Below are 21,670 nucleotides of genomic sequence, written 5' to 3'. Positions count from 1 at the left end.
GTCGATGGTTATGCAAGAGAGGCATCCGCCACCGCATCGCCCGCAAAGGCATCGAGTCCTCGCAGCGGCTGGGACGCCACCGCTGGGTCGTCGAGAGGACCGTGTCCTGGCTCGCCGGCTGCCGACGCCTCCACCGCCGCTACGAGCGCAAGGCCGAACACTTCCTGGCCTTCGTCGGCATCGCCGCAGCCCTCATCAGCTACCGCCGACTCACCAACTGAAACGACGTCTAAGCAGCCCTGCGTCCACCGCTCTCGTGTCAGAAGGGACGGGGACTGACGGGGACCCGGGGTGCATCGGGGTACGCGCAGCTAGGCTCCGGCCAAGGCAGAGAGCCCGCAGTTCATGTCCTAGATCGCCCCGCTTCACTCCTGAATGTCGGCGTCGTGTGAACCGTTCGGCCGTCGCCGAGACTGAAGCGGTAATCGGCAGCAGCCTCGTGCGCGTGGTTACTTTCGGCGGCTTGAGATGAATATGGGCGGCTCCCTGCCCGCAGATGGACACCCACATCCAGATCGGCCCGACCGGCAAGAAGTTGCTGCCGCTGACGGTCAAGAACGCTGGTCAGGCGCCTGCATCGAGCGGTCACGAGCACTGACGTGAGCGATGCACTCGATCGGGCGATGGAGGCGCTGACGGGGGTGAGCGAGGACGAGGTGGCGGCTGTGCTGGCTGCAGTCGGCACCTCAGTCCCTCGCCCGTCGGCGCCGTCGGCGCCCTCTCGGACGCCGCTGCCGGGCCCTGGAAGTACCCCACACCTCGTTTCCGAGGCGGAGTGGGTCTGAGGTCCATACCAGCCGTGCGTGAGTGCGTGGCTCCGCGGGCCCCCTTTCCTGACTGGAAGGGGGCTCGTTGGCGTTCGTTGACACGTGAGTTCACGGGCCCGCCGTTACGGAGGCCTCACGCGGTTCACAGCTGGCGCACCGGCTCAAGCAACCTGTGCGTTCATCCTTTTGACTGCCCGGCGACCTCGTCGTAGGTTTAAGGCAAAAAGCCACTTGTGTCGGTTTCTTACCGCAAGTGGTGACCCGTCGCAGGGCGTGTGCAGCGTGCGGCGGGCGGGCGCCGGAGCTACCGCGCAGGCTCCGAGCGCGGGCGGCCGACCTGTGGAGGCCGCCGGAGAACCAAACACCCTCCGGAGAGGTGCGCATCATGCGCGCGCAAACAACCCGTATCAAGAGAGTGGCAATCGTCATCTGCTCGGCGCCGATCCTGGCCCTCGCCGCCGGAGCTGGAGCCGCCCATGCAGCTACCACCACCGCTGCACCCCAGAACGTCGTCTCCTACCACCACGACGGCGGTGGGGGTTGCGGCGGCGGCTGGGGCTGGGGCGATGGCGGCGGCTGGGGCTGGGGCGGCGGCTGGGGCGGTGGCTGGGGCTGGGACTGAGCCTCAGTAGCAGTGAGCCGTAAACCCCTGACAAGGACTAGCGAAGGGTGGATCCGGGTGCCCGACCCCACGGGCGCCCGGATCCATGTGCCGGCCCGTTGGGAGAGACGGGCTGGCGGTGGCGCTCCCAAGACGTCCGTCCTTGTTCTGGTGGACCTGGCTATCGACGTTGAGAGCGTCGCCCCGGTGATCGAAGGATGCGGTCCAACCAGAACAAAGCACCGTCTGTGCGAGCTAGTCGCGCACAGCGTAACCGTCCCGGACGGCCAGAAGGAGAACCACAAATGGCAGTGTCAGACACCCTGACTACCCTCGCCGAGCGGGCCAAGGCTGCCGAAGATCACGTATCCCAGGCGGCAACCCAGAGCCGCGAGCAGTTGCAAGCCGAAGTTGATCGGGCCCGCGAAGAGGCCCAGGCACAAGCCGCCAAGCTCCAGGAGTCGACGCGCGACGCGGAAGCGAAGATCTCGCAGTGGTGGGCCGAGATGCAGCAGAACTGGCGCAACCATACGGCCCAGGTGAGCAGCGACATCGAAGCCCGCAAGCGCGAACACAGCGCGGCTCGCGCGGCGCGTGAGGCCGACAGGGCGGAGGCGGACGCGGTCGCCGCGGCCGAATTCGCGTTGGCCGTCATCCAAGAGGCCGAGTACGCGACTCTCGATGCGCGGCTGGCCCGCATGGAGGCTGATGACAAGGCAATCGGATAGCGCTCCCGACGAATTCACCGAGAAGAGGCGGACCACCTCTGGATCCTGGAGGTGGCCCGCCTCATGCCGACTGGTGGGGACTACGCCGTCACGGTGAATGGCAGCAACCCTGTATCCCCAGGCGAACCCGGATCCACGTGCTCGGCCACAATTCTCCTCTATTCCCTCCCCGGACTGTGCTGCGGACCATCGCCCGATCCACCATGTGGCTGAGAACCGGAGGTCCTGGCCGACTCCTTGCCGCCGGACCCCGAAGGAACTTGCAGAACCTTCGTGATTTCTGCCGCCAGGGCATTCGCCAGGGCGGGGGCAAGAGCGTTTGCCAGTGCGGTCGCGAGTGCCTGATTGAAGAGGAGTCGTTCGACTTCTGACATGTGCGTCGGCGTCGACAGCGAAGCTGTTGGCATTTCAAGCAGAGTGATTGTAATTGGATCTTTTCCGTGCTCGCTTGCTGTCTTACGCGGGAGACCAGCTTCCCGTACCAATCTCCTCGAAAACATCATCGATGAATTCTTGCAATGGCTCTCGGTGTGCTTCGTTGCCGGAATCAGCTGCCATGGTGCCTTCCTCAGCGGTCAGGTTCTTCATCGGGCAGCAGTCAGCTTGCCCTTCGCCTGACGTCTCAGGCGAAGGGCAAGCCTTTCTGCCTGCGGATTGACACTGCCTGGGCGGCCTTACCGGTGACTCTTCGCCGGCGACTTCACCACGTGAGCGGGATGTCGAAGTCAAACCGGTTAGGGCGCCAGGGCGTCAACGGTGCATGAGCGCCGCCAGGAGCAGGGGGTTGATGGGAGGCGCGGGCGGGAAAGCTGATCGCCCGAGAGATTCAGGCAGCGACGGTGGTGGCGAGGATCCAGCCGGCGGCGGTCAGCCCGTCGGCCAGCCATAGGGCGACGGGCTCGGCTGGGCGGAGATCAGCGGGCCAGGAGTCCGGGGCGTTGTAGGCGAATCGAGGAGCTTTCGACACTGGCGCGCAGGCAAGTCCATTGAGCCGGGGCGCTTCAATATGTCAGGACGGTGGCTGGAGCACGGAGTCGATGACATATACAGTGGCGTTCGCAGCCTTGATGTTGCCGCAGACAATATTCGCTTTGTCGTTGACCTTGAATTCGGTACCCGATCCCGACGTGGTCAGCTTCCCGCCCTCCATCGTCGTGAAGGAACCCTTGGAAAGTTCGTCTGGGGCGATTTGCTTGTCCACGACATGGTAGGTCAGCACCTTCTTCAGCTGACCCTCCTTACCCAGTAGCGAGGTGAGCTGCGACAGGGTCACCTTCTGGAACGCCTGGCTGTTGGGCGCGAAGATGGTGATGTTGGACTTCCCGTCGAGGACGTCGTTCAGCTTCGCTCTGACCACGGCTGAGACCAGCTGGCTGAGTTGTGGATATGCGGCCGCAGCTTCCGTCACCTTGTCCTTGGACGTGTCAACCTTCTGGGAGAGTGCCGAACAGCCGGAACCGAACGTTCCCGACGGGCTGGGGGACGGACTCTGCGCGTGACTTTGCGATGTCAGGCCGCCAAGCGTGAGGGGAATTGCGATCGCAGTTGCCGTGGCAGCTCTTGCCGTACGCGTAGCAGTGAAACTCATGGCAAACCTTCCTCCGTTGAGGCATGAACGCTGCATGAGTCTGTTTGGCGGAAGTCGTCGTTTCTGCTGGACCAGTGGTACAACCGGACACGGGACCCGTCACCACCCCACTCACCGAGGGTATCCAGCAAGTGTCGGTAACCGCATCTGGGGCAAAAGACACGAGCTTCCCAAGCTGAGAGCTCAGCCACCGCCGTCACGGGCAGGCGGTCTCGGATTGCTCTGGTCGACGGCACTGGCAGCGTGGCTGAGGCCGGTGTGGGCCGCAGCGAGGCACACGCGCCTGGACAGTCGGCAGTCCCGCCGCCGTGGCTGACTGTGGTCGGTCGAGGTCCCAGTACGGTTCTCGCTCAGGCGCGAGAGTGGTGAAGCCGGCGTGAGCGATGACCAGGAAAGAACCACCCCAACTTGTCAGCCACTCGGGCGCTGGCATCCGTGATCCGCACTACCGACCTGCGTACGACGCAACCGCGAACATCTGCTCCGGCATCTTCGAGGTCGATCCCTGTAGACCTCCACGATGTCGTACACGAGGCAGTCAGGGCCGGGTACGCAGCCGCCCTTAACGATACGATCTGGAGGAAGGCAAGCTCGGTGATCGGGTTCGAGAGCGGGCCGAACTCCTCGGATGAGGCGATGCCTTGGGCCGTCTCAGTTTCCGTCTTACCAGCCCCGTTCATGGCCGTTCGGACTGGACATCGAGTCGCTCCCGCAGTGGTGGCCAGCCGAGCATGAACGCAGGTAAACGCCCCGGCACGAGACGCCCCGGGATCACCAACAGACTTGGAAAGCGTGTTGCCCGGGTGGCGGGGGCTGCGATCCTGCAACATGGTTCCGGGGTAGCCGACGGGAACCTGTGCCCACCTTCCTTGACCGCGGACCTCATGAAGGTGCTTGTAGCAGATCCTGTAGATCACCCGCAGCGGTCAGGGTCCCGATCGTCGGTGCCGCTCGCGGCCGGCTCTGGTACGCGACGGCAAGGCACAAGGTGGTGCCGAGAGCAGCCCTGGGTATGAGCCATTTCGCGAAGAGCCTCGTCCAGGGCCAGTTCCAGAAGCTCAGGCGGGGTGAGAGCGCCGCTTCCGTCCGGTGGGATGAGCCAGTGCAGTGTCCCCCACCGGCAGTGCGGGGCGGGAGCCGCGATCCAGCCGCCCTTCGAGACGTATCTCAGGTTGTGACCGGCCCACAAGGCGGTGGGGTCGGCCGGCAGCAGGAATCCCACGCGGCGGCCTCGACTGTCATGCAGGACCGGCCCCCGTTCCGTCACCGAAATGGCGTCCAATAACTCGGCGGTGTACAGGCCGAGGCGCTCAGGAACAGTCAGGACATCCCACATGCGCCCGGTGGCCAGGAGGTGGACCCCGGTCACCCCGTGCATCCAGTCGTCGCGACATGCGCGCGGGTCTTTTGCCGCGGCAGCCAGCCACTCCAACGCTCTCTGCCACTGTGACAGTGTCATTGCCAACTCCCATCTCAGGCGGACGACGGATGAGTTGACCCGGCTGCCGGAGCAACTCGACTCCTCGGTGCTTCGCACTGTCGGGAACCGGTCACAAGATGGGCACCCTGAGACAGGCTGCGCCCTTCTCCTCGTGCTTCCCGACCGCGGATGAGCGAGTCGTAGTCCACCGCAATGCCCGACGCGCTGCCATGCCTCGGATGCGCCGTCGCCGGATAGAGCGAGCGCAGGCGCGCCCGGAGCCGAGCGCCAGACAGGAACGCGCCCCCCCGGCATCGCATAACCACTCTGTCTCCTCCGTCACCGGCCAGGACCTTGGAGCACCACGGAAGAGAACGTGGCTGGGGTGAAGCCGCGCCACAGCCGCGTGGCATGCTCACCGTTGTGCATGACGCGGAAGCCCGCATCGGACACGGTGCGCTGTCCACTGATGATCGGCGCACCGTGGGCTTGTCTGACGCATTCAGCCCCCGCCCTTGGACCCTCGCCAACTCGACGACGAGAAGGTCATTAGCTGACGCGCGGTGTGCCCTGGCGTGGGAGAGGCTCTTCTGGCCGCGTTACGCACAGGGCCCAGATGACGACCCCGGAGAACGCGATCATCAGAGTGGACCACACAGGCGAGTAGGGCAGGGACAGGAAGTTGGCGATGACGATCAGTCCAGCGATGACGATGCCGGAGATCCGAGCCCAGTTCGCTGATTGGAAGAGTCCCATGCTGACCACCACGGCGACGGCGCCCAGGATGAGGGTGACCCAGCCCCAGCCGGTCAGATCGAACTGGAAGACGTAGCCGCGTGTTGTTATGAACACGTCATCCTTGGCGATTCCCATGATGCCGCGGAAGATGTCGATCACTCCTGCGATCATCAGCATGACGGCGCCGAAGAGGATCAGTCCGGAGGCCCACTGCTGCTTCCGGGCCTGTGTGACGGGTGTCGTGGTCATCTCTGCCTCCGCTGGCTTCGTCTGGTGATCAGCGAGGGTTGGGGGTGTGGATCGAGGTGGCATTGCTCGTGGGGTGGCCGCCGCTCAGGACCAGTGCCTTCGCCCTCTGAAACTCCTCCTGCGTGATGTCGCCCCGAGTGCGCATCTCGGCGAGCTTGGCGAGTTCGTCAGCGCTACTGGACTTGGCGCCGCCTGCCGTCTCCCTGACGTAGGAGTCGAACGCGTTGCGCTGGTCGACCATCTGCTGCATCTCGCGTCGCCCCATGTCCTTGCCTCGGGCGAGCAGGTAGACGAGGATCCCGAGGAACGGCAGCACGCAGACGAAGACCAGCCAGCCGGCCTTTCCCCAGCCGCTCAGCGAGTCGTCCCGGAAGATGTCGAAGACGATCTTGAATAGCAGGAAGAACCACATGATCCACAGGAAGAGCACCAGCATGGACCAGAAGATCCCCAGCACCGGGTAGTCGTAGGCGAGGTACATCTGCGTGGCCTTCCTTCTCCCGCCGCGGGCTTCACCCGGACGGCGTCCTGATTCCACGCTGCACCCGACGGGGGCCGGCGGCCTCACACCGTGCGGGTGATTTCGCGGCCGGCGCCTCGTGCTCACCCTGGTCATGGAGGCCAGCGTCGGAGACCTCATCCCGCAGGCATGGACGATGCTGCCCGCATCCGCATCGAGGCGGAAAACGCCCCTTGCCGAGAGGGGATGCTTCCTCCGAAACCCTGATATTGCCATGCAATGGCTAGGCGCGTCGGAAGGCCGGTGGGGCAACCCGGTTTGCATTGGGCGTGAGGCCGGCTCGTCTCAATTCGACACCGCGGTCGACCCAGATCAGACACGCTCGATCCGGAAGTCCGGCTCGACGTGCGCGGCCATCCAAGCGTGCCTACGCTTGAGTCGCAACCGGCTGTTGTGCAGGGGGGTCCCGCTTGAGCGGGTGGCAGTTGAACTCCCTACGTCGCAAGAAGGCGGGCCAACCATGGCTACTGCACCTGAGACTCCGGTACTCAACACGATCGCCGCCATGACGATCGACTCCATCGAGCACTGCCACATGGACGAGCGCACGCTGATCCTGTCCCGCATCGCCGCACTCGTGGCCATGGACGCACCAGCGATCTCCTACCTGGCCCACATCAATCCCGCGATCAAGGCCGAGTTCACGGTCGAGCAGCTGCAAGACCTACTCGTCGCCATCGCTCCCGTCGTCGGGACAGCACGCGTCATGTCGGCCGCAGGTCACATAGCCCAGGCGTTCGGTGTCGCACTCGCCCTGGCCGATAGCGAAGCCGAAGCCATCGCCCAGGCCGAAGCCGACAGCCGTACCGCCTCCTAGACACCCCCACGCTGCCGTTTAGGTACAGCAGCGCAGTACAGCAACCACCGCAACCGCAAGTGGCTAGCAACGACCACGATGACCTCACGACCAGCGTTCTGGACCGCAACGACCGTCCAGCCGATAGTTCGGGACGAAGAGGTCTAGGTAGACGGCTTCGACAGCAGCGGCATGGGCTGTTCCCGTGCCTTGCCAGGCGGTTGTGCATAGCCCCCCGCCCGCAGATGGATACTTGGGTACAAGTAGGCCCGACTGGCAAGAAGTTGCTGCCGCTGACGGTCAAGAACGCAGGTCAGGGGCCCGCTTCGAGTGGTCACGCGCACTGATGTGAGCGAGGCACTCGATCGGGTGGTCGAGGTGCTGGCGGGGCGAGTGATGAAGAGATGGCTGCGGTGCTTGCTGCGGTCGGCGCCTCTTGTCCCCGCTCCGCGGCGCCGCCGGGTGGTGGTGTCTCGCACGCCGCTGCCGAAGGCCGGCGGCTCGCCTCACATCGTCTCCGAGGTGGAGTGGATCTGATCCCTCCAGGCTCATGGTCGGCTCCCACGCCGCGTTAAGCTGCTCCAGTCACAGAGGGGCTCGTTGCTGTCCTGAGATCCGCTCGACGCGTCTGGTCAGTCCAGATGGTCTCGCCGTCGGCCCGTGCCGGGGTCCGCGGGCCCTGCCTGGCTGCGTGACGACGAACAGGCATCGCGTATGCCCCCGTCGCTTGTGCGGGCTTGGGTGTCGGTCATCTGCACCGGCTCACCGCGCGCGTCGAGCTGTCCGGCGGGAAAATGAATCCGCCCCGGCCACTGGCTGGCGGGAGGAGCGGACATGGAAATCAAGCCTGAGGCGGTCGTTCTCCCCAAGGAGACGGATCACCTCGAACAGGGGAAGTACGGCCCCGTTTTCCCCAGGACTCCGGCGTGCTACGGGTTCACGATCATCGCGCCCGTCAAGCCCGGCCACGCCGATGCCATGCGTGAGTACGGCTACACATTGGCCAAGGCACTCGAACAGAACCCGTACCTCCTCGCACCCTTGAAGCTGCACTACCTGCGCTGGGTCCTCTTCGACGACGACACACGCTTCATGTACCAGGGGATCTTCGACACCGACTTCGACAAGTACACCGAGGACGCCATCGCGCTGTTCTCGAAGGCCGGTGTGAGCACGGCGTTCGAGCATCTGGAGGGATTCCCCGAGGACTGGCGGACCAATCCGGAGGCGTTCGTCAGATTCGTCCGCGAACACCACTGTCCGAGCTTCATCGAGTACGGAGAGTATCCCTACGTGACGGCGGACGAGATCAAGAAGGCTTTGCGGATCAAGGGCGCTCTGTCGGAGATGCTCGACCAGATGCAGTGAGGGCTGGACGATGAGCGAGGCCAGAACTGCGCGTACCTACAACCAGTGGCACATCCCCCGGAAGTACACCCCTGCCGGGAGGCGTGTGAGCGTCTATGTCTCGTGGAGCTATCCCGCCGAGGCGGGCCGGAACCCGGCCGAGTTGGACAACCGCTTCTCCACCATGACCGAGGTCCGGCGAGTCGCCTGGCCGGCCTACGAGGACCCCAAATGGTCGGACCCCTATCAGTTCCAGCAGGGCATCGCGGGATCGCTGGAACTGTTCTTCTGGGCCTGGGTGCCGTTCCAGGACTTCGCCACGGAGATCACCGGGCATACCGTCCCCGTCTACCAGCGCATCGACCAGGCCGGTTTCCACGCCCCGCTCGACGAGCGGGTGCTCGACGACACGGACGTCCTGTTCGTCTTCGGACTGGACCACATGATCACCGGACAGGAGGCGCAGCCGGGGGAGATCGAGGCGCTGCGAGCCTTCCTTTCGCGGGAGGATGCCCGCCTGGTCCTGGGCCCTCATCACGACGTCGGCGCGTCAGACGACCTGTCCGTGCGGGAGACGGAGTACCGCCACCACGGAGACCCCCTGGTGCCCCGCCAGCAGCGCTTCGCGACCTACGTCAGGGACTTGATGAAGGGCCTGGACGTGCCGGTCATCAACCGGTACGGGCTGCGCCCCGCTACCGGTGAGGACAAGCGGATCGCCCCTCTGTCGACCATCAGGGATCTCGACGAGAAGGGCTGGCTGAACGGGGTGACGAACTTCAACTTCCACATGCACCTGCCGCACTACGCGGTGACGAGCGATGAGTCGAAGTCGATCCATGTGCTGGCCCGGCAGCCGGTCGACACATCCCGGCCCCATCCGTTCACCGAGGACGGGAACACCGAGTTCAATATGTTCCTGTGGATGCCTCCGAGTGGTGACCGTGCGGCTGACGTGCTGCTGGCCGATTCAACGATCTTCAGCACGCTCTTCGGCGCCGACGAAAGCCTGCGGAATTTCTGGCGCAACCTCGTGTCGTAGCGATGTCGCAGGGAGGCCCGCGTGAGTGCACCCACGGACGTCACACTGGAACTCAACGACATTCAGCGCGGGATTCTCAGCCCGCGGCCGACCCCGTACGCGGCGACGTACCTGGTCTTCCGCATCGATGACCGCTCCCACGGCCGGGAGCTGATGAGACGGGCGTGCGCGGCGGCGACGTCCGCCGCCGACTCCTCCAGCTCCCTCGGGGACACCTGGATCAGTGTCGCCGTCACGTACTGGGGTCTGGAAGCTCTGGGGGTGCCGCGCTCATCGCTGGACACATTCGCCTGGGAGTTCCGGCAGGGGATGGCCGCCCGCGCACGAGCGCTGCGCGACGAGGGCGACAGCAGCCCACAGCGCTGGGAAACACCGCTCGGCACGCACGACGTCCATGTGGTGATCACGGCGGTAGCACCCGACTCCCCACGTTTGGAAGCGGCCATTGACCGCGCCCGCCCCGTCTACGAGCGTCTCCCCGGTGTGACAGCGATTTGGAGGCAGGACTGCTACGCGCTGCCCACCGAGAAGGAACATTTCGGCTACCTCGACGGTGTCAGCCATCCGGCCGTCGAAGGCAGCGGCATCCCAGGGTCCAATGAGTGGGAAGCGCCCTTGAAGGGCGGGGAGTTCGTACTCGGCTACCCGGATGAGATCGGTGGTGTCCAGACGCCGCAGCCGGCCGTGCTTGGACGCAACGGCAGCTATGCGGTCTTCCGTAAACTCCACCAGAACGTGGCCGAGTTCAGGCGTTATCTGAGGGACAACTCCACCGGCGAGCAGGACGAGGAACTGATCGCGGCGAAGATCATGGGCCGCTGGCGCAGCGGGGCCCCACTGGCGCTCGCCCCGCAGCGCGACGATCCCGCACTAGGCGCCGACCCCCACCGCCGCAACACCTTCCTGTACGAGCAGGACGATCCGACAGGATTCATCACCCCCGGAGGCTGCCACATCCGTCGGGCCAACCCGCGCGATTCCTCGGTGGCCGGGGAGGTGCGGCTGCATCGCATGATCCGGCGTGGCGCCGTCTACGGGCCGCCGCTGCCCGGAGGCGTGCTGGAGGACGATGGAGTGGACCGCGGTCTGATGTTCGCGTTCATCGGCGCCCATCTGGGCCGGCAGTTCGAGTTCGTACAGTCGGAGTGGATGAACGATGGCGTCTTCTTCGGGGCCGGCCACACGAAGGATCCCGTCGTCGGATTCGCGGACGGGGAGACCGGCTACACCATTCCCCGCCGGCCGGTGAGGCGCCGCCTCGCCCCACTGCCCCGGTTCGTCGTCGTCCGAGGGGGCGAGTACTGCTTCCTGCCGAGCCTGAGCGCCCTGCGCTGGCTCGGGGACCTTCCGGACTGACGGGCGGGCAAGCGTCATGGACACCCTGCATATCGTCCTCAACGCGGTCACCGTCATCTTTATCGCGGCCACCATGTTCGCCGCCGGACTGAAGGCCACCGTCCCGGCACTGCGCGGTGTCTTCGTCGACCTACCGCTGCTGTTGCTGGCGCTGATCGCCAACATGGTGGTCATCCCGCTGCTCGGCTGGGGCATCGGCGCGCTGTTCGCCCTCCCGCCTCCTTCCTTCGTCGCCCTCATCCTGATCGCCTCATCCCCGGGCGGCCCCTTCGGAGCAAAGCTGGCGACGATACAAAGGGGCGACGTCGTCGCGGGCGCGGCCATGCAGGTACTGCTCGCCTCCATCGGCAGCCTCACCTTCGCCCCCACCGCCAACGCCATCCTCACCGCCGCCGATATCGGCACCAAGGTGACCCTCGACGTCGGGGCGCTGGTGCGGACGGTGGCGATCCTGCAACTCGTCCCCTTCGCCATCGGCCTGCTCCTGCGCCGCTACGCCGAACCCACCGCACAGTCGTGGCAACCCACGGGAGCCGCAGTCTCCAACATCACGTTCCTGATCGTGCTGGTGGGCATGCTGCTGGGCAGCTGGCACGACGTCGTCGACCTCTTCGGCTCACTCGCACTGCTCGCGGGTTTCCTGCTTGCGGCGTTCGCCTTCGCTGTCGGAACACTGCTGGCCACCGGCCCGATGACACGCCGCACCACCATGGGGGGCATAAGCGCGGTACGCAACGTCGGACCCGCCCTGGCCGCGATCGGCCTGGCCTTCGCCGACCAACCCGCGATCCTGGGCGCGCTCGCCGCGATCCTCCTCAGCGGCCTGGTCGCGGGCCTTCCGATCGCCACGCTTCTCAGCAAACGGCGAGGTGCTCCGAAGAGGCCGCAGGAATGCCCTGACCAGGTGACTGAGTAGTGATCCGCGCACACGTTGGTTCGCGGATGTGGAGGCGGACATACCCGCAGATGGACACGGCCATACAAATCGGCCCGACCGGCAAGAAGTTGCTGCCGCTGACGGTCAAGAACGCAGGTCGGGCGCCGGCTTCGAGTGGTCACGCGCACTGAGGTGAGCGAGGCACTCGATCGGGTGATGGAGGCGCTGGCGGGGGCGGGTGAGGACGAGGTGGCGGCTGCGCTGGCTGCGGCCGGCGCTTCGGTCCCTCGCCCGTCGGCGCCGCCGGCGCCTTCTCGGACGCCGTTGCCGGGCCCTGGAAGCACGCCGTACATCGTTTCCGAGGTGGAGTGGGTCTGAGGGACCTGCAGCTTGCCTGAACGTTCTGCCCTCGAGCTCCTCCCTGATGGGAGGAGTGCTCGTAGCTGTGCGGAGGCGGAGCTCCCTGATCGGATCTGCAAGGCCTCAAATCCGCTGCCCTCAACGTGCCGAAGTTGATGGTGGCACTTTCTTATCGGGTCAGAGGGCCAACACGTACCTGCACCGATGTACAGGAGCGCGGCTGCCCCAGAGATCCACTCAACTCAAGAAGTCCAAGGCGACAAGCGTGCCGCCCACGAAGATCCAGATCCAGCCCATGATCTGAAGCGTGACCGAGCCCCCGATCATCAGCATGAAACGGGATGCGTATCGATGTGTCCGGTCTGTGGTCCCTCTGATGTTCAGTGCGAAGAACCAGCCGAAGATGAAGAAGAGTAGCGGCCCCAGGTCGAAGCCGTTCACTTTCTACCCAATCCGATCTCCTGCCCTCCAGGACCTCTTCAGCGAGATGGTCAACCCCCCTTGCCGCATGGAATCACCTGAAGAACCCGACTGCAATGAAGAACATGCCCAGGGGGATCCAGAAGCCGCCTACGATACGCAGTGTCTTCGGGGTGGCCGTACCAATCGCTGGGTTGGTTTGAGCGAAAATGCGGAAGGCGCGTTCGGCCGCCCCTCCGACATTTGTCGCCAAGATAATTCCGGCCACGAAAAAAACTACCCCTATTGCCCCGAAGAACATTCGTTCACTTCCCCTTCCGGCTTTCCCATAGGGTCCATCCGTCCGCGTTGCTAAACCCTGTGGAAACCTCGTTGCCCAAGCCCAACCCTACACCAGCTGAGACTGTTCCAACCGGGTCACCCTTGGAGTTGTTAGTTCCGATCGCAGTTTGGTGGCTTCCCCACATGCCGAGGCCTGCATGGAACGATCCGGACTTGTCCCAACCTGCTCCCTTGAGTTGGCTTATATCGTCAGCGTTGCTTTTTACCAAGCCGACATTTGCAGAGGCGCCAAAGTCCCAACCTGCAGTAGTGCTACCTCCCGAATACATGAGATTTAGTTGGTTGCGCCCATCCGGTGTGCGGGTTTCTACTAGGGAAATACTTCCATTAATCCCCACCCCAAGTCCCAGGGAGCCGCCGATTGTAATGCCTTGAGTGTTGTTATAACCAGTGGCATTGGCGACGCCGTCAATTAGCGTTCCAACGAACTTACTGCCCAGGTCGGGACCGGGCTCCCCGTTAAAGATCGAAAGTCCCTTGACGATGCCATGGCAGATAGCCTTCACGGTATCGTCGTGCTTCTTCTTTCGCTCGGCTTCTGCCCTCTGCTCCGCTTCCTCCTTCTTGACTTCCGTCTCATATGTGGTTAGGTCGCCGACTGCCGCCCCGTTGAAGCTTTGGCCCTGACCCAGGGTTTCCAACATCTGCTCGAGGAAGCCCCCGACGCCGGCTGCTTCGCGAAGTGCGCGACCCACGACCTGGTCTTCGTCGTCGACTGCCCGCACGGCATCCTTGATCTTCTTGGTCCAGGCGGCCTCGGCATCTTTCACCTGCGTCACGTACTTCGGGTAATCCGGGTCGTGGCGCATCGGGGTGAGTTTTCTGAAGTCATAGACCGCCTCGCCGACGCTGTTGACAGTCATCTCGTCCTTCTCCGCCTGCTCGACCAGGTTCTTCACGTGGCCGATCAGCTGGGAGAAGCGGTCGTGGGCGCTCCGAAGAAGGGAGGCGATTGCGTGGGCTTCCGTGTGGGCATCGGTGAACTGTTTACGTGTGTTGGTGAACCGTGTATAAGCGACGTCGCTGCTGACGCCAGCCCAGGAGCCGTCGTTCGCTATGGACTCCACCTTTGCCCCGTACAGGCGTCCCAGGTCGTCGAAGGTGTGGGCCATGTCGTCCCAGTCCTTGGCCGCCGTAATTAGCGCACTGAGGTCGATGGTGACCACGTCCTGATAGGTGAGATTGTTCGTTCCCATCTCCTAGCCCTCCTCTCCAGGATTGGTTCCCATGTCTATCTGCGCTATCCGGCTCTTGACGCCGAGGTCGGTGTATCGGAAGTCCTGGTGGGTTTTCTCCAAGGCGTTCTGGTCTTCTCCCAGACGCCCTTTCAGGTTCTTGACCTGCAGCTCCCACTCCGTGTGCGCGGCCTTGAGAGCGGATCCGGTCGCCCAACCATGGAACTTCTGGGCCGCTGTGGACGAGGAGTCGTCGGCGTGACTGCCGGCCTTGTCCGTGTCAGGCCGAATTTCCTCCCGCAGCGCCTTGACCGCGACCTGGTTGCCCGCGTGGTTCATCTTCAGGTCCGGCGCAGCTCCGGTACCACCTCCGCCCGCTGCGTCGGCAGCGCTGTCCAGCCGCATGCCGTCCTGCCTGCGGGCCAGCGCGTCGGCCTTCAGCTGCTCCCACTCGTCCCACGCCATCTCAGGGCCTCCCCCCGTAGTTGCTGTCTCCGTACCACGGCGTCCGCCCCGGCTCAGTCGGCATGGCTGCCTGCGCCTGGGCTACCGCCGCTGCACGTCGGCGCCTGCTCACAGCCCCAGCGGCGAGACACCCACCCGCAAGCACGACAACTCCCACACCCCCGAGGATCCATGGCAGTGCAGACCCACCGCCCATCGATGCGGATGCTGCCGACGATGGCCTGCTGTCATCCTTCGCAGAGGCCGTGGCCGACCCATTGGGTGCGTTGGATGCCGCTTGCTTGAAGTCGGGCAGCGGGTAGACGTCGGCCGGACCGGGGTCGCCGGGCGCGGTCAGCGCGATGCGGGGGCGGACGGCGCCGTAGCCGATGTAGTCGGTGCGCTCCTTGCCGCTTGTCGGCTTGCTCGCGCTGTCGAGCATGACCCGCAGGACCTGGTTGTTGGTCCAGTTCGGGTGCTTGGACCAGATCAGGGCAGCGGAGGCGGAGGCGAGGGCGGTGGCGTCGCTGGTGCCGTGTGAACTGCACAGTTCTGTGCCGCCGAGGCAGGCGGAGATAATGTCATCGCCCGGCGCGACCAGATCGACCTGGGGGCCGTGCTCGGACTCCTTCGTCGCCTTGACGCTCTTGTCGATCGCTCCGACGCCCACTACGCCGGAAGTGGCGCCCGGGTAATTGACTTCGTTGAGGGCGTCGCCGTCATTGCCCACAGCTGCGAAGATCAGCTTGCCTTTGGACAGCGCATAGGCGACAGCATCCGTCAACTCCCGAGAGTTCGCGGCACTGCCTCCCGAAATGCTGATGATCTGAGCGCGGGAATCGGCCGCGAACCGAATGGCCTTCGCCGTGGCGGTGGGAAAGTCGTCCTGGTTGCCGTCGGCGCGGTTGCGCTCGATGAAGCCCGGAGTGCGGATCGGCATGATCTTGGCCCCGGGGGCCAGGCCGTACGAGCCCGTAGTGGCACCCTTGGCCCCCGTGCCGGCGATGAGCACGGCCATGGTGGTGCCGTGACCGTCGTAGTCCGTACGTTCGTCACCGGCGCGGTTCGAGAAATCCTTGCCAGCCACGACCTGGCCCCGCAGGTCCGGAATGTCGGCCTGGACACCGGTGTCGATCACCGCGACCGTGATGCCCTTGCCCGTACTGGTCTTCCACATCTCATCGGCGTGCATGGCATCGAGGTACCACTGCCGCTCGCGGACGCTGTCGGCGTGCGCGGGAGTAACGGCAATGCTCGCCAACAAGGCTCCCGCGGCCGCGGACACGGCCTTGCTGCGCCATCTAACCCGCTCACTGCGGCTGCGCATGGTCATCCTTCTCGTCGTAGGTCTCCATCGGGCCCTTTGGGTAGTGGCGGCGGGAGTGGTCGGTTCTTCTTCTCCTCAGCCTGATGCTCCGCGTCTTCCTCTGCCTGGTGCTCCCTGTCCTCCGCCTGGTCGGTCTCGCGGCTGCCAGCGCGCCTGGCCCGGGCTGCACGGTCATCAGGCTTCGGGACGGGGGTGGAGGCACCACGGGATGGTCCACCTCGCTGCTGCAGCGGCTCGTCTGCGCACACTTCGTTTGCGGGTCGGACACCTCGCGAGGTGAAACCTGCCCGCTTGCGGTCTCGGGAAGGTCGGGGCTGCCCCTCGACGATCCCGTTGGACGAGGCAGGCATTCGCCCTCGCGTCACACCCTCCCGGTTCGCAGCGCCGTCGTCGTCGCGGGCTGGCGTGCCCCCTGCAGCACGGCTTCTCAGCTCGGCGCCACGGCCGCTGGGAGCTTGCTGCTCGTTCGGAGTGCCACCGATGACGTTGCCACGTGGAAACGCACCGCCAGGCCGTCCGGGCGTTGGCGAGACGGGACGACCGCCAGTGATGCCACCGCCGCTCCTGGCCGAGGGGGAGCCAGTCGGCCCGGGCTCAGCGCCGGGCTGACCGCCGGTCGCACCGGGGCCGTAGGGGCCGGCGAATCCGCGTCCTGGAATACGCGGGCCTGCGGACGTCCCCGGTCCGGATCGCGTGGCCAGAGGGCCCCGGCCCCCGTACACAGGACGCTCGCTCCCTCCTCGGACGCTGGGAGGCAAGGGTGTTCCGGTCCCAAACGCCGGCGGGAGCGGTCCGGTCACCACCGGTGCCCGACCGACCGGACTGCCCCCCGCTCCGACAGGCGGCGCTGACGGGGAGGCAGGAATCACCGGAGACGGCAGGGTGCCTGTGCTGTCGATCACCGTGTTCGCGGCATCTACGTGATGTCGCGGCAGCGGCACATCTGACACGCTGGGTACATCCGTTGGATGGTGTGGCACGGGGACCCTCGGTACAGGACTTGTCCGGCTCACGCTGGAGTCGACGGTCGTCTGCCGTGCTGGTACCTCTGTTCGCACGGGCATCCCGGGGTAAGTCCCCTTCCGCCCGTCGGTAGTGGCGGAAATGTGGGTTTCGCCGCCGAACCGATCCGGCACGAACCGCTGAGGCAACTCCGGGAACGTCGGTGCAGCCAGCGCGCTGATCTGCTCCGTCGATGCCGTGTACGACTGAGCAAGCTTCATCATCAGCCCGCCGGCCTCAGCACGGGTGTTGGCGTACTGGGTCTTGGCCTTCGCCACCGCGGAGTCCGACGGGCCGCCGCCGTGATCGCCGACGTTCGTCGCCTTCGCCGCATGCGCGTCAAGCACCGAGCGCGCACTGACACTCTGGTTCCGTAGCATCTCAAGCTGCGGCTTGACCTCGTGCAGCGTGTCTGCCGCGTGGCCCAGCCACTTACCCGCGTTCTCGCTGTAATCACCCAGGCTCAGTGTGGCCAGCGCTGCCTGGTAGCACCAGGTCCGGAACGCCTGGCCGCCCTCGCCTTCCCACTCGACCGCCATGCTGTGGGTCCGCAGATCGCCGCCGATCTCCTTGATCGTCTTGGCGGCCTCCGTCAGAAGCTCACCGAGACCGCTGGCCGTCGGCCCGTCGGCCGACTCCACCATGGCCCACAACTGTTCGGGGTCCTGGACCAGGAACCGCTCCTGCCTGACCGTCTCCCACATGCGGCTGACAAAGTCAGACACGGGCCCCCAGCATCTTTCCTGCCCAGAGCATGCCGTCGCGCTGTCTCATCACCACGGGGATCACAGGCCACCTGTCTGCGAGTCCGACGTGGAGCCGTGTCCGCCATCGCCGGACGCATCCGCCCCGCCGTGAGCGTGTCCCTTTGATCCCGGCCCGACCTCATCGACAGCCAGCTTGTCGGCCTCCACACGGATGCGGTGCAGGCGATCGCGAACGTCGGCGTCGAGATTGTGATAGTTGCTCTTCGACGCGTCGACCGTGACCATCAGCCCCTCGATCTGCAGAGCCAGCACCTTGGAAAGGCGCTCCAGTTGGGAATGCACCTGGGTGTAGGCACCGTGGAGCGCGTCTGCTTCGTCGAAGTTGCCCAACCGCCCTGCCGGCAGGGTGCCGTCCGCGATCCTGTGCGGGGCAGCCTTCAACTTCTCCAGCCGAGTCAGGAGGTCGTTCACCCGGTTCTTGAAGGCCGTCAGCGTCTCGGCCTCGACCCGCAACTCCCGGGTCATGACGGCACCTACACCTGCGATTGGGCCGATGCCGGACGCGGCCAGCGCACCGGCGGCCGATTCCAGCGCAGCGGCAGTTGCCTGCGGATCCCCCGTGTTGTCGGCCACCGAGTCCTCCCCCGTGCAGTCAGCCCCTCAGCAGCACCTTAGCCAGTCACTTGTGGTGCCCCTGCCATCTGATATCCGTAACAGATGCAACCCAGGCACGATAGTCGTGACCTTGGCTGATCACGGAACTCTTACGCCGCCCGGGGACACGGCTGGCTGGGAAATGACCACGCCTTACGGTCGGCGCTGTTCCCCGGTGCCTCCCCCTGGGGCGGAGCCCAGGTCGAACTCCATAAGCGGCGGTCGGCGACAGCCCCATGTGTCAGCCGTGAGGCGTGGCGCGAGTGTGCATGGCTCCCTGCCCGCAGATGGACACCCACATCCAGATCGGCCCGACCGGCAAGAAGTTGCTGCCGCTGACGGTCAAGAACGCGGGTCCGACGCCGGCTTCGAGTGGTCACGCGCACTGACGTGAGCGGGGCACTCGATCGGGTGATTGAGGCGCTGGCGAGGGTGAGCGAGGAGGACGTGGCTGCGGTCGGTGCTTCGCGTCCTCGCCCTTCGGCGCCGCTGGCATCCTCTCGGACGCCGCTGCCGAGCCGTGGAAGTGCCCCGAACATCGTCTCCGAGGTGGAGTGGGTCTGAGGGCCGTTCCCGGCTTGTACACAACTGCATGGCCCCCGAGTCCCCTTCCCTGAGGGAGGGGACCCGCTGGTGTGCTTTGGCGGCTGGCGGCCGTACCGTGCAAAGCAATCAGCCGCCCGCGGCTGCACGGCGCCGCGCTCCGGGTAACGATCTTCATTGGCGAGTGCTACTCATTCCACCACAAGCCGATTTACAGCGAGATCGTCCACCGTGCACACCATTCCGGGCTGGCTGGCGCGAGCGTGTTCAAGGGCACCGAGGACTTCGATGTGTCCTCCGCGTGTTCAGACCAGCCGTCTGAATAGCCTTCAGCATCTAGCCGTTGGCCGATGTGATGTTGCCTTTCGCAGGTGGTGCGATCAGCCTTGTGTGCTGGGGCGTTTGGGTATCGACCACCGGACAGGTGATTCGTGCCAACGGTAGGCCCGTTATGGGAGGCGGGATGGGCGAGGTCGACGCGCTGATCATTACGGCGTTGAAGGAGGAGTACGAGGCGGCCCGCGCCGCAGGCTCAGCTGGGTACGCGGGGCACCCCGGTGTCGCGGCCTGGGAAGAACGTGAGCCGGAGTCCTTGACCCCTTATCTCGTAGGAACGTACGTCCTGGCCGACGGCTCGCGCATGAGCGTGGCTCTGGCACGGCCCACCAGGATGGGGGTAACCGCGACCGCGCCGGTGGTGTCGACGCTCGTGGAACGCCTGAGGCCACGGTGCCTCGCGATGTGCGGAGTGTGCGCCGGCAACCCGGCCGATGCGGCCCTCGGTGACGTGGTGGTGGCCGAGTTGGCGTACGCCTACGACGAGGGCAAGCGTACGCAGGACGGCTTCGAGGGAGATCACCGCCAGATTCCCGCGCCCGATGGGTGGGTGCGCGTCGCGCAGGACCTGGAGACGACAGACCTACCCAGTTTCGGCGAGGCCTCTCCGGAAGAGGGGCGGACCTGGCTGATGGAACGGCTCTACGCGGGTGAGGACCCCAGGCGGCATCCGGCACGCTCTCGTTTCCTGCCTCGTGCATCGTGGACCGAACAAATCCAGAGCCTGCAAGCGGACGGCCTGGTGATCCGGGAAGGTACTGCCCTCTCCCTGACGGACGCCGGGTACGCGCTCATCGAACAGGTCGTTTACGACGACTTGGACGGCCCTCGGAAGCTGCCGTTCGCCGTCGTCGTCGGGCCCATGGCCAGTGGCAACGTCGTCGTGAAGGATGGGCTCACCTGGGACCGGCTGAAGCAGTGGGGGGTCCGTTCCGTCGCTGGCCTGGAGATGGAGTCCGCGACCATCGCGCAGGTCGCACACCGGCTGGGCCTGTCCGATTGGGTGGTTGCCAAAGGGGTCATGGACCACGCCGACCCGCGCAAGGACGACCGGCACAAGCGGTTCGCGGCGCGCTCCTCCGCAGAGGTTCTGTTCAAGTTGCTGGGTCGGCGCCTGGCCTCGAAGCATATGCCCGCGCAGATTGGTGCCATGTCCCGGGTCAGGTCCGTCTACGTCATCGGTGGCGTCACGGGTGAAACAACCTACCCCGACTACGAGAAGTCCCAGCTTGCGCACGTCTGCGAGCAACTGGGGCAGGCCGTGGCCAAGGCCGGTGCGGAACTCGCCGTGTGCAGCCCCTTTCCCGACTCCGCCGACCTTCACACGGTGATCGGTTACGTCCAGTCCGGCGTGGGCCGCATTGTCCATCTGCACAGTCCTCGGCATCCGGAGGTCGCCGAGAAGCAGAGGGAGATGCTGGAGATGCTCGGTACCGGTCACGGTACGGAGATTAAGAACTGGTACTACCCGGGCCCTGAAGACGACGACTCCAAGGAACAGGCGTGGCTGCTGTGCCAGATTCAGGCCCTCGAAGAAGCTGATGTGGTGATATCGATTGGAGGCCGCGTCTCGAAAACCGCGAACACGGTGCTCCATCTGGCCGAGGCCCGTAGGAAGCCGATCGTACCGTTCGCGTTTCTCGGCGGTGCGTCCCGGCGTGCATACCAACGACGGGACTGGGCCCGTATCCATCCTGGACTGGACCACCGCCAGCTCACGGAACGAGATGCGGTAGCCGACGCCATGAAGATCGCGGATCAGCTGGTGACCGCCCGGCTGCGCACGCCTCACAACTACAGATGGCCACCCGGTCGCGTCTTCATCAGCCGTGCGAGGCCCGACTCCCAATTCGCGCAGGCCCTGGAGGCCTACCTCTCCGGTGCGGGGGTCACTGCGCTGATCGGCGAGAGAGAGTTGCGGCCGGACCGCATGGTCAACCCAACGATTGAGGACGCGGTTCTCTCCGCAGACCTGTTCGTCGTCCTGTGGAGCAGGTCGTACGCACTGAGCAGGTTCTGCTTCGACGAGATCGAATTAGCCCTGCGACGGCATGAGGTAGGCGAACTGCAGCTCTGGATCATCAACCTAGACGGCTCGGACATCGTCCCGCCTGCGGCTCGTGCTCTGCCGCAGACTGTGGCGAAAACGCCTCACGCCCTCGTCGCCCTCGTCCGTGAACTGCTAGAGCATGCCGAACCGGAACCTGCGGTCCCTCGGCCGTGAGTGGTCATACCCCCTGGGCTGACGAGGGATCCGCAGGAATCGCACGGAGGACTCTAAGGCCTCTGCCCGCAGATGGACACGGCCATACAAATCGGCCCGATCGGCAA

The 21,670-nt window shown here is 65.3% G+C and carries 18 protein-coding genes and 1 pseudogene; 10 read left to right on the top strand and 9 right to left on the bottom strand.

The genetic code is table 11. The features are described from left to right. The 3 genes from ACZ5NH_RS10700 to ACZ5NH_RS10690 form a co-directional block, all read left to right on the top strand. Positions 1-221, top strand: a 221-nt coding sequence (locus ACZ5NH_RS10700) for a transposase (protein WP_468774216.1), incomplete at its 5' end; no start/stop codon positions are given. 931 nt (positions 222-1,152) lie between these two features. Next, positions 1,153-1,389: a hypothetical protein gene (locus tag ACZ5NH_RS10695; protein WP_468774214.1), complete on the top strand. Its 237-nt coding sequence runs from the start codon at positions 1,153-1,155 to the stop codon at positions 1,387-1,389. Positions 1,390-1,673: 284 nt separating this feature from the next. Further along, positions 1,674-2,096, top strand: a complete 423-nt coding sequence (locus tag ACZ5NH_RS10690) for a hypothetical protein (protein WP_468774212.1) — start codon at positions 1,674-1,676, stop codon at positions 2,094-2,096. 826 nt (positions 2,097-2,922) lie between these two features. Here ACZ5NH_RS10690 and ACZ5NH_RS10685 read toward each other — a convergent pair. The 4 genes from ACZ5NH_RS10685 to ACZ5NH_RS10670 all read right to left on the bottom strand — a co-directional run bounded on the left by ACZ5NH_RS10685 (position 2,923) and on the right by ACZ5NH_RS10670 (position 6,572). Beyond that, the gene (locus tag ACZ5NH_RS10685) at positions 2,923-3,063 is read right to left on the bottom strand and encodes a hypothetical protein (RefSeq protein ID WP_468774210.1); all 141 of its coding nucleotides are present in this window, start codon (positions 3,061-3,063) and stop codon (positions 2,923-2,925) included. Positions 3,064-3,105: 42 nt separating this feature from the next. Further along, positions 3,106-3,684, bottom strand: a complete 579-nt coding sequence (locus ACZ5NH_RS10680) for a fasciclin domain-containing protein (protein ID WP_468774208.1) — start codon at positions 3,682-3,684, stop codon at positions 3,106-3,108. Positions 3,685-5,653: 1,969 nt separating this feature from the next. Next, complete coding sequence (locus ACZ5NH_RS10675) at positions 5,654-6,091, bottom strand: DUF7144 family membrane protein (protein WP_468774206.1); 438 nt, start codon at positions 6,089-6,091, stop codon at positions 5,654-5,656. Between the two features lie 28 nt (positions 6,092-6,119). Beyond that, positions 6,120-6,572 carry an SHOCT domain-containing protein gene (locus tag ACZ5NH_RS10670; protein WP_468774205.1) on the bottom strand — a complete coding sequence of 151 codons (453 nt, stop codon included), beginning with the start codon at positions 6,570-6,572 and terminating at the stop codon, positions 6,120-6,122. 499 nt (positions 6,573-7,071) lie between these two features. Between ACZ5NH_RS10670 and ACZ5NH_RS10665 the strand changes: the two genes are divergently transcribed. The 5 genes from ACZ5NH_RS10665 to ACZ5NH_RS10645 all read left to right on the top strand — a co-directional run bounded on the left by ACZ5NH_RS10665 (position 7,072) and on the right by ACZ5NH_RS10645 (position 12,068). Next, positions 7,072-7,428 (top strand): carboxymuconolactone decarboxylase, encoded by a 357-nt coding sequence (locus ACZ5NH_RS10665; protein ID WP_468774203.1) that lies wholly within the window; start codon positions 7,072-7,074, stop codon positions 7,426-7,428. 813 nt (positions 7,429-8,241) lie between these two features. Beyond that, a complete protein-coding gene (locus ACZ5NH_RS10660; protein ID WP_468774201.1) occupies positions 8,242-8,775 on the top strand; it encodes a hypothetical protein in 534 nt (177 codons plus the stop codon). Positions 8,776-8,860: 85 nt separating this feature from the next. Beyond that, positions 8,861-9,796, top strand: a complete 936-nt coding sequence (locus ACZ5NH_RS10655) for a hypothetical protein (RefSeq protein ID WP_468774199.1) — start codon at positions 8,861-8,863, stop codon at positions 9,794-9,796. 21 nt (positions 9,797-9,817) lie between these two features. Further along, positions 9,818-11,152: a Dyp-type peroxidase gene (locus ACZ5NH_RS10650; RefSeq protein WP_468774197.1), complete on the top strand. Its 1,335-nt coding sequence runs from the start codon at positions 9,818-9,820 to the stop codon at positions 11,150-11,152. Between the two features lie 16 nt (positions 11,153-11,168). Beyond that, positions 11,169-12,068: a bile acid:sodium symporter family protein gene (locus tag ACZ5NH_RS10645; protein WP_468774195.1), complete on the top strand. Its 900-nt coding sequence runs from the start codon at positions 11,169-11,171 to the stop codon at positions 12,066-12,068. A gap of 558 nt (positions 12,069-12,626) precedes the next feature. Here ACZ5NH_RS10645 and ACZ5NH_RS10640 read toward each other — a convergent pair. The 5 genes from ACZ5NH_RS10640 to ACZ5NH_RS10620 form a co-directional block, all read right to left on the bottom strand. After that, positions 12,627-12,830 carry a hypothetical protein gene (locus ACZ5NH_RS10640; RefSeq protein ID WP_468774193.1) on the bottom strand — a complete coding sequence of 68 codons (204 nt, stop codon included), beginning with the start codon at positions 12,828-12,830 and terminating at the stop codon, positions 12,627-12,629. Between the two features lie 284 nt (positions 12,831-13,114). After that, positions 13,115-14,347 carry a hypothetical protein gene (locus ACZ5NH_RS10635; protein WP_468774191.1) on the bottom strand — a complete coding sequence of 411 codons (1,233 nt, stop codon included), beginning with the start codon at positions 14,345-14,347 and terminating at the stop codon, positions 13,115-13,117. A 3-nt stretch (positions 14,348-14,350) separates the two neighbouring features. Further along, positions 14,351-14,791 (bottom strand): hypothetical protein, encoded by a 441-nt coding sequence (locus ACZ5NH_RS10630; RefSeq protein ID WP_468774189.1) that lies wholly within the window; start codon positions 14,789-14,791, stop codon positions 14,351-14,353. A 1-nt stretch (position 14,792) separates the two neighbouring features. After that, positions 14,793-16,103, bottom strand: coding sequence for a type VII secretion-associated serine protease mycosin (mycP, locus tag ACZ5NH_RS10625; protein ID WP_468774187.1), 1,311 nt, complete (start codon positions 16,101-16,103; stop codon positions 14,793-14,795). 1,781 nt (positions 16,104-17,884) lie between these two features. Then, positions 17,885-18,439 carry a hypothetical protein gene (locus tag ACZ5NH_RS10620; protein WP_468774185.1) on the bottom strand — a complete coding sequence of 185 codons (555 nt, stop codon included), beginning with the start codon at positions 18,437-18,439 and terminating at the stop codon, positions 17,885-17,887. Between the two features lie 692 nt (positions 18,440-19,131). Between ACZ5NH_RS10620 and ACZ5NH_RS10615 the strand changes: the two are divergent. Together ACZ5NH_RS10615 and ACZ5NH_RS10610 are read left to right on the top strand one after the other, a co-directional pair. Beyond that, a pseudogene (locus tag ACZ5NH_RS10615) lies at positions 19,132-19,302 on the top strand (DUF190 domain-containing protein); the annotation flags it as partial. Positions 19,303-19,466: 164 nt separating this feature from the next. Next, positions 19,467-21,563 (top strand): phosphorylase family protein, encoded by a 2,097-nt coding sequence (locus ACZ5NH_RS10610; protein WP_468774183.1) that lies wholly within the window; start codon positions 19,467-19,469, stop codon positions 21,561-21,563. Positions 21,564-21,670 lie beyond the last annotated feature (107 nt).

It is taken from the genome of Streptomyces sp. NPDC031426, assembly GCF_055581585.1.
Note: the sequence above shows the minus strand (reverse complement) of the source record. Positions and strands in the feature narration are given on the sequence as shown.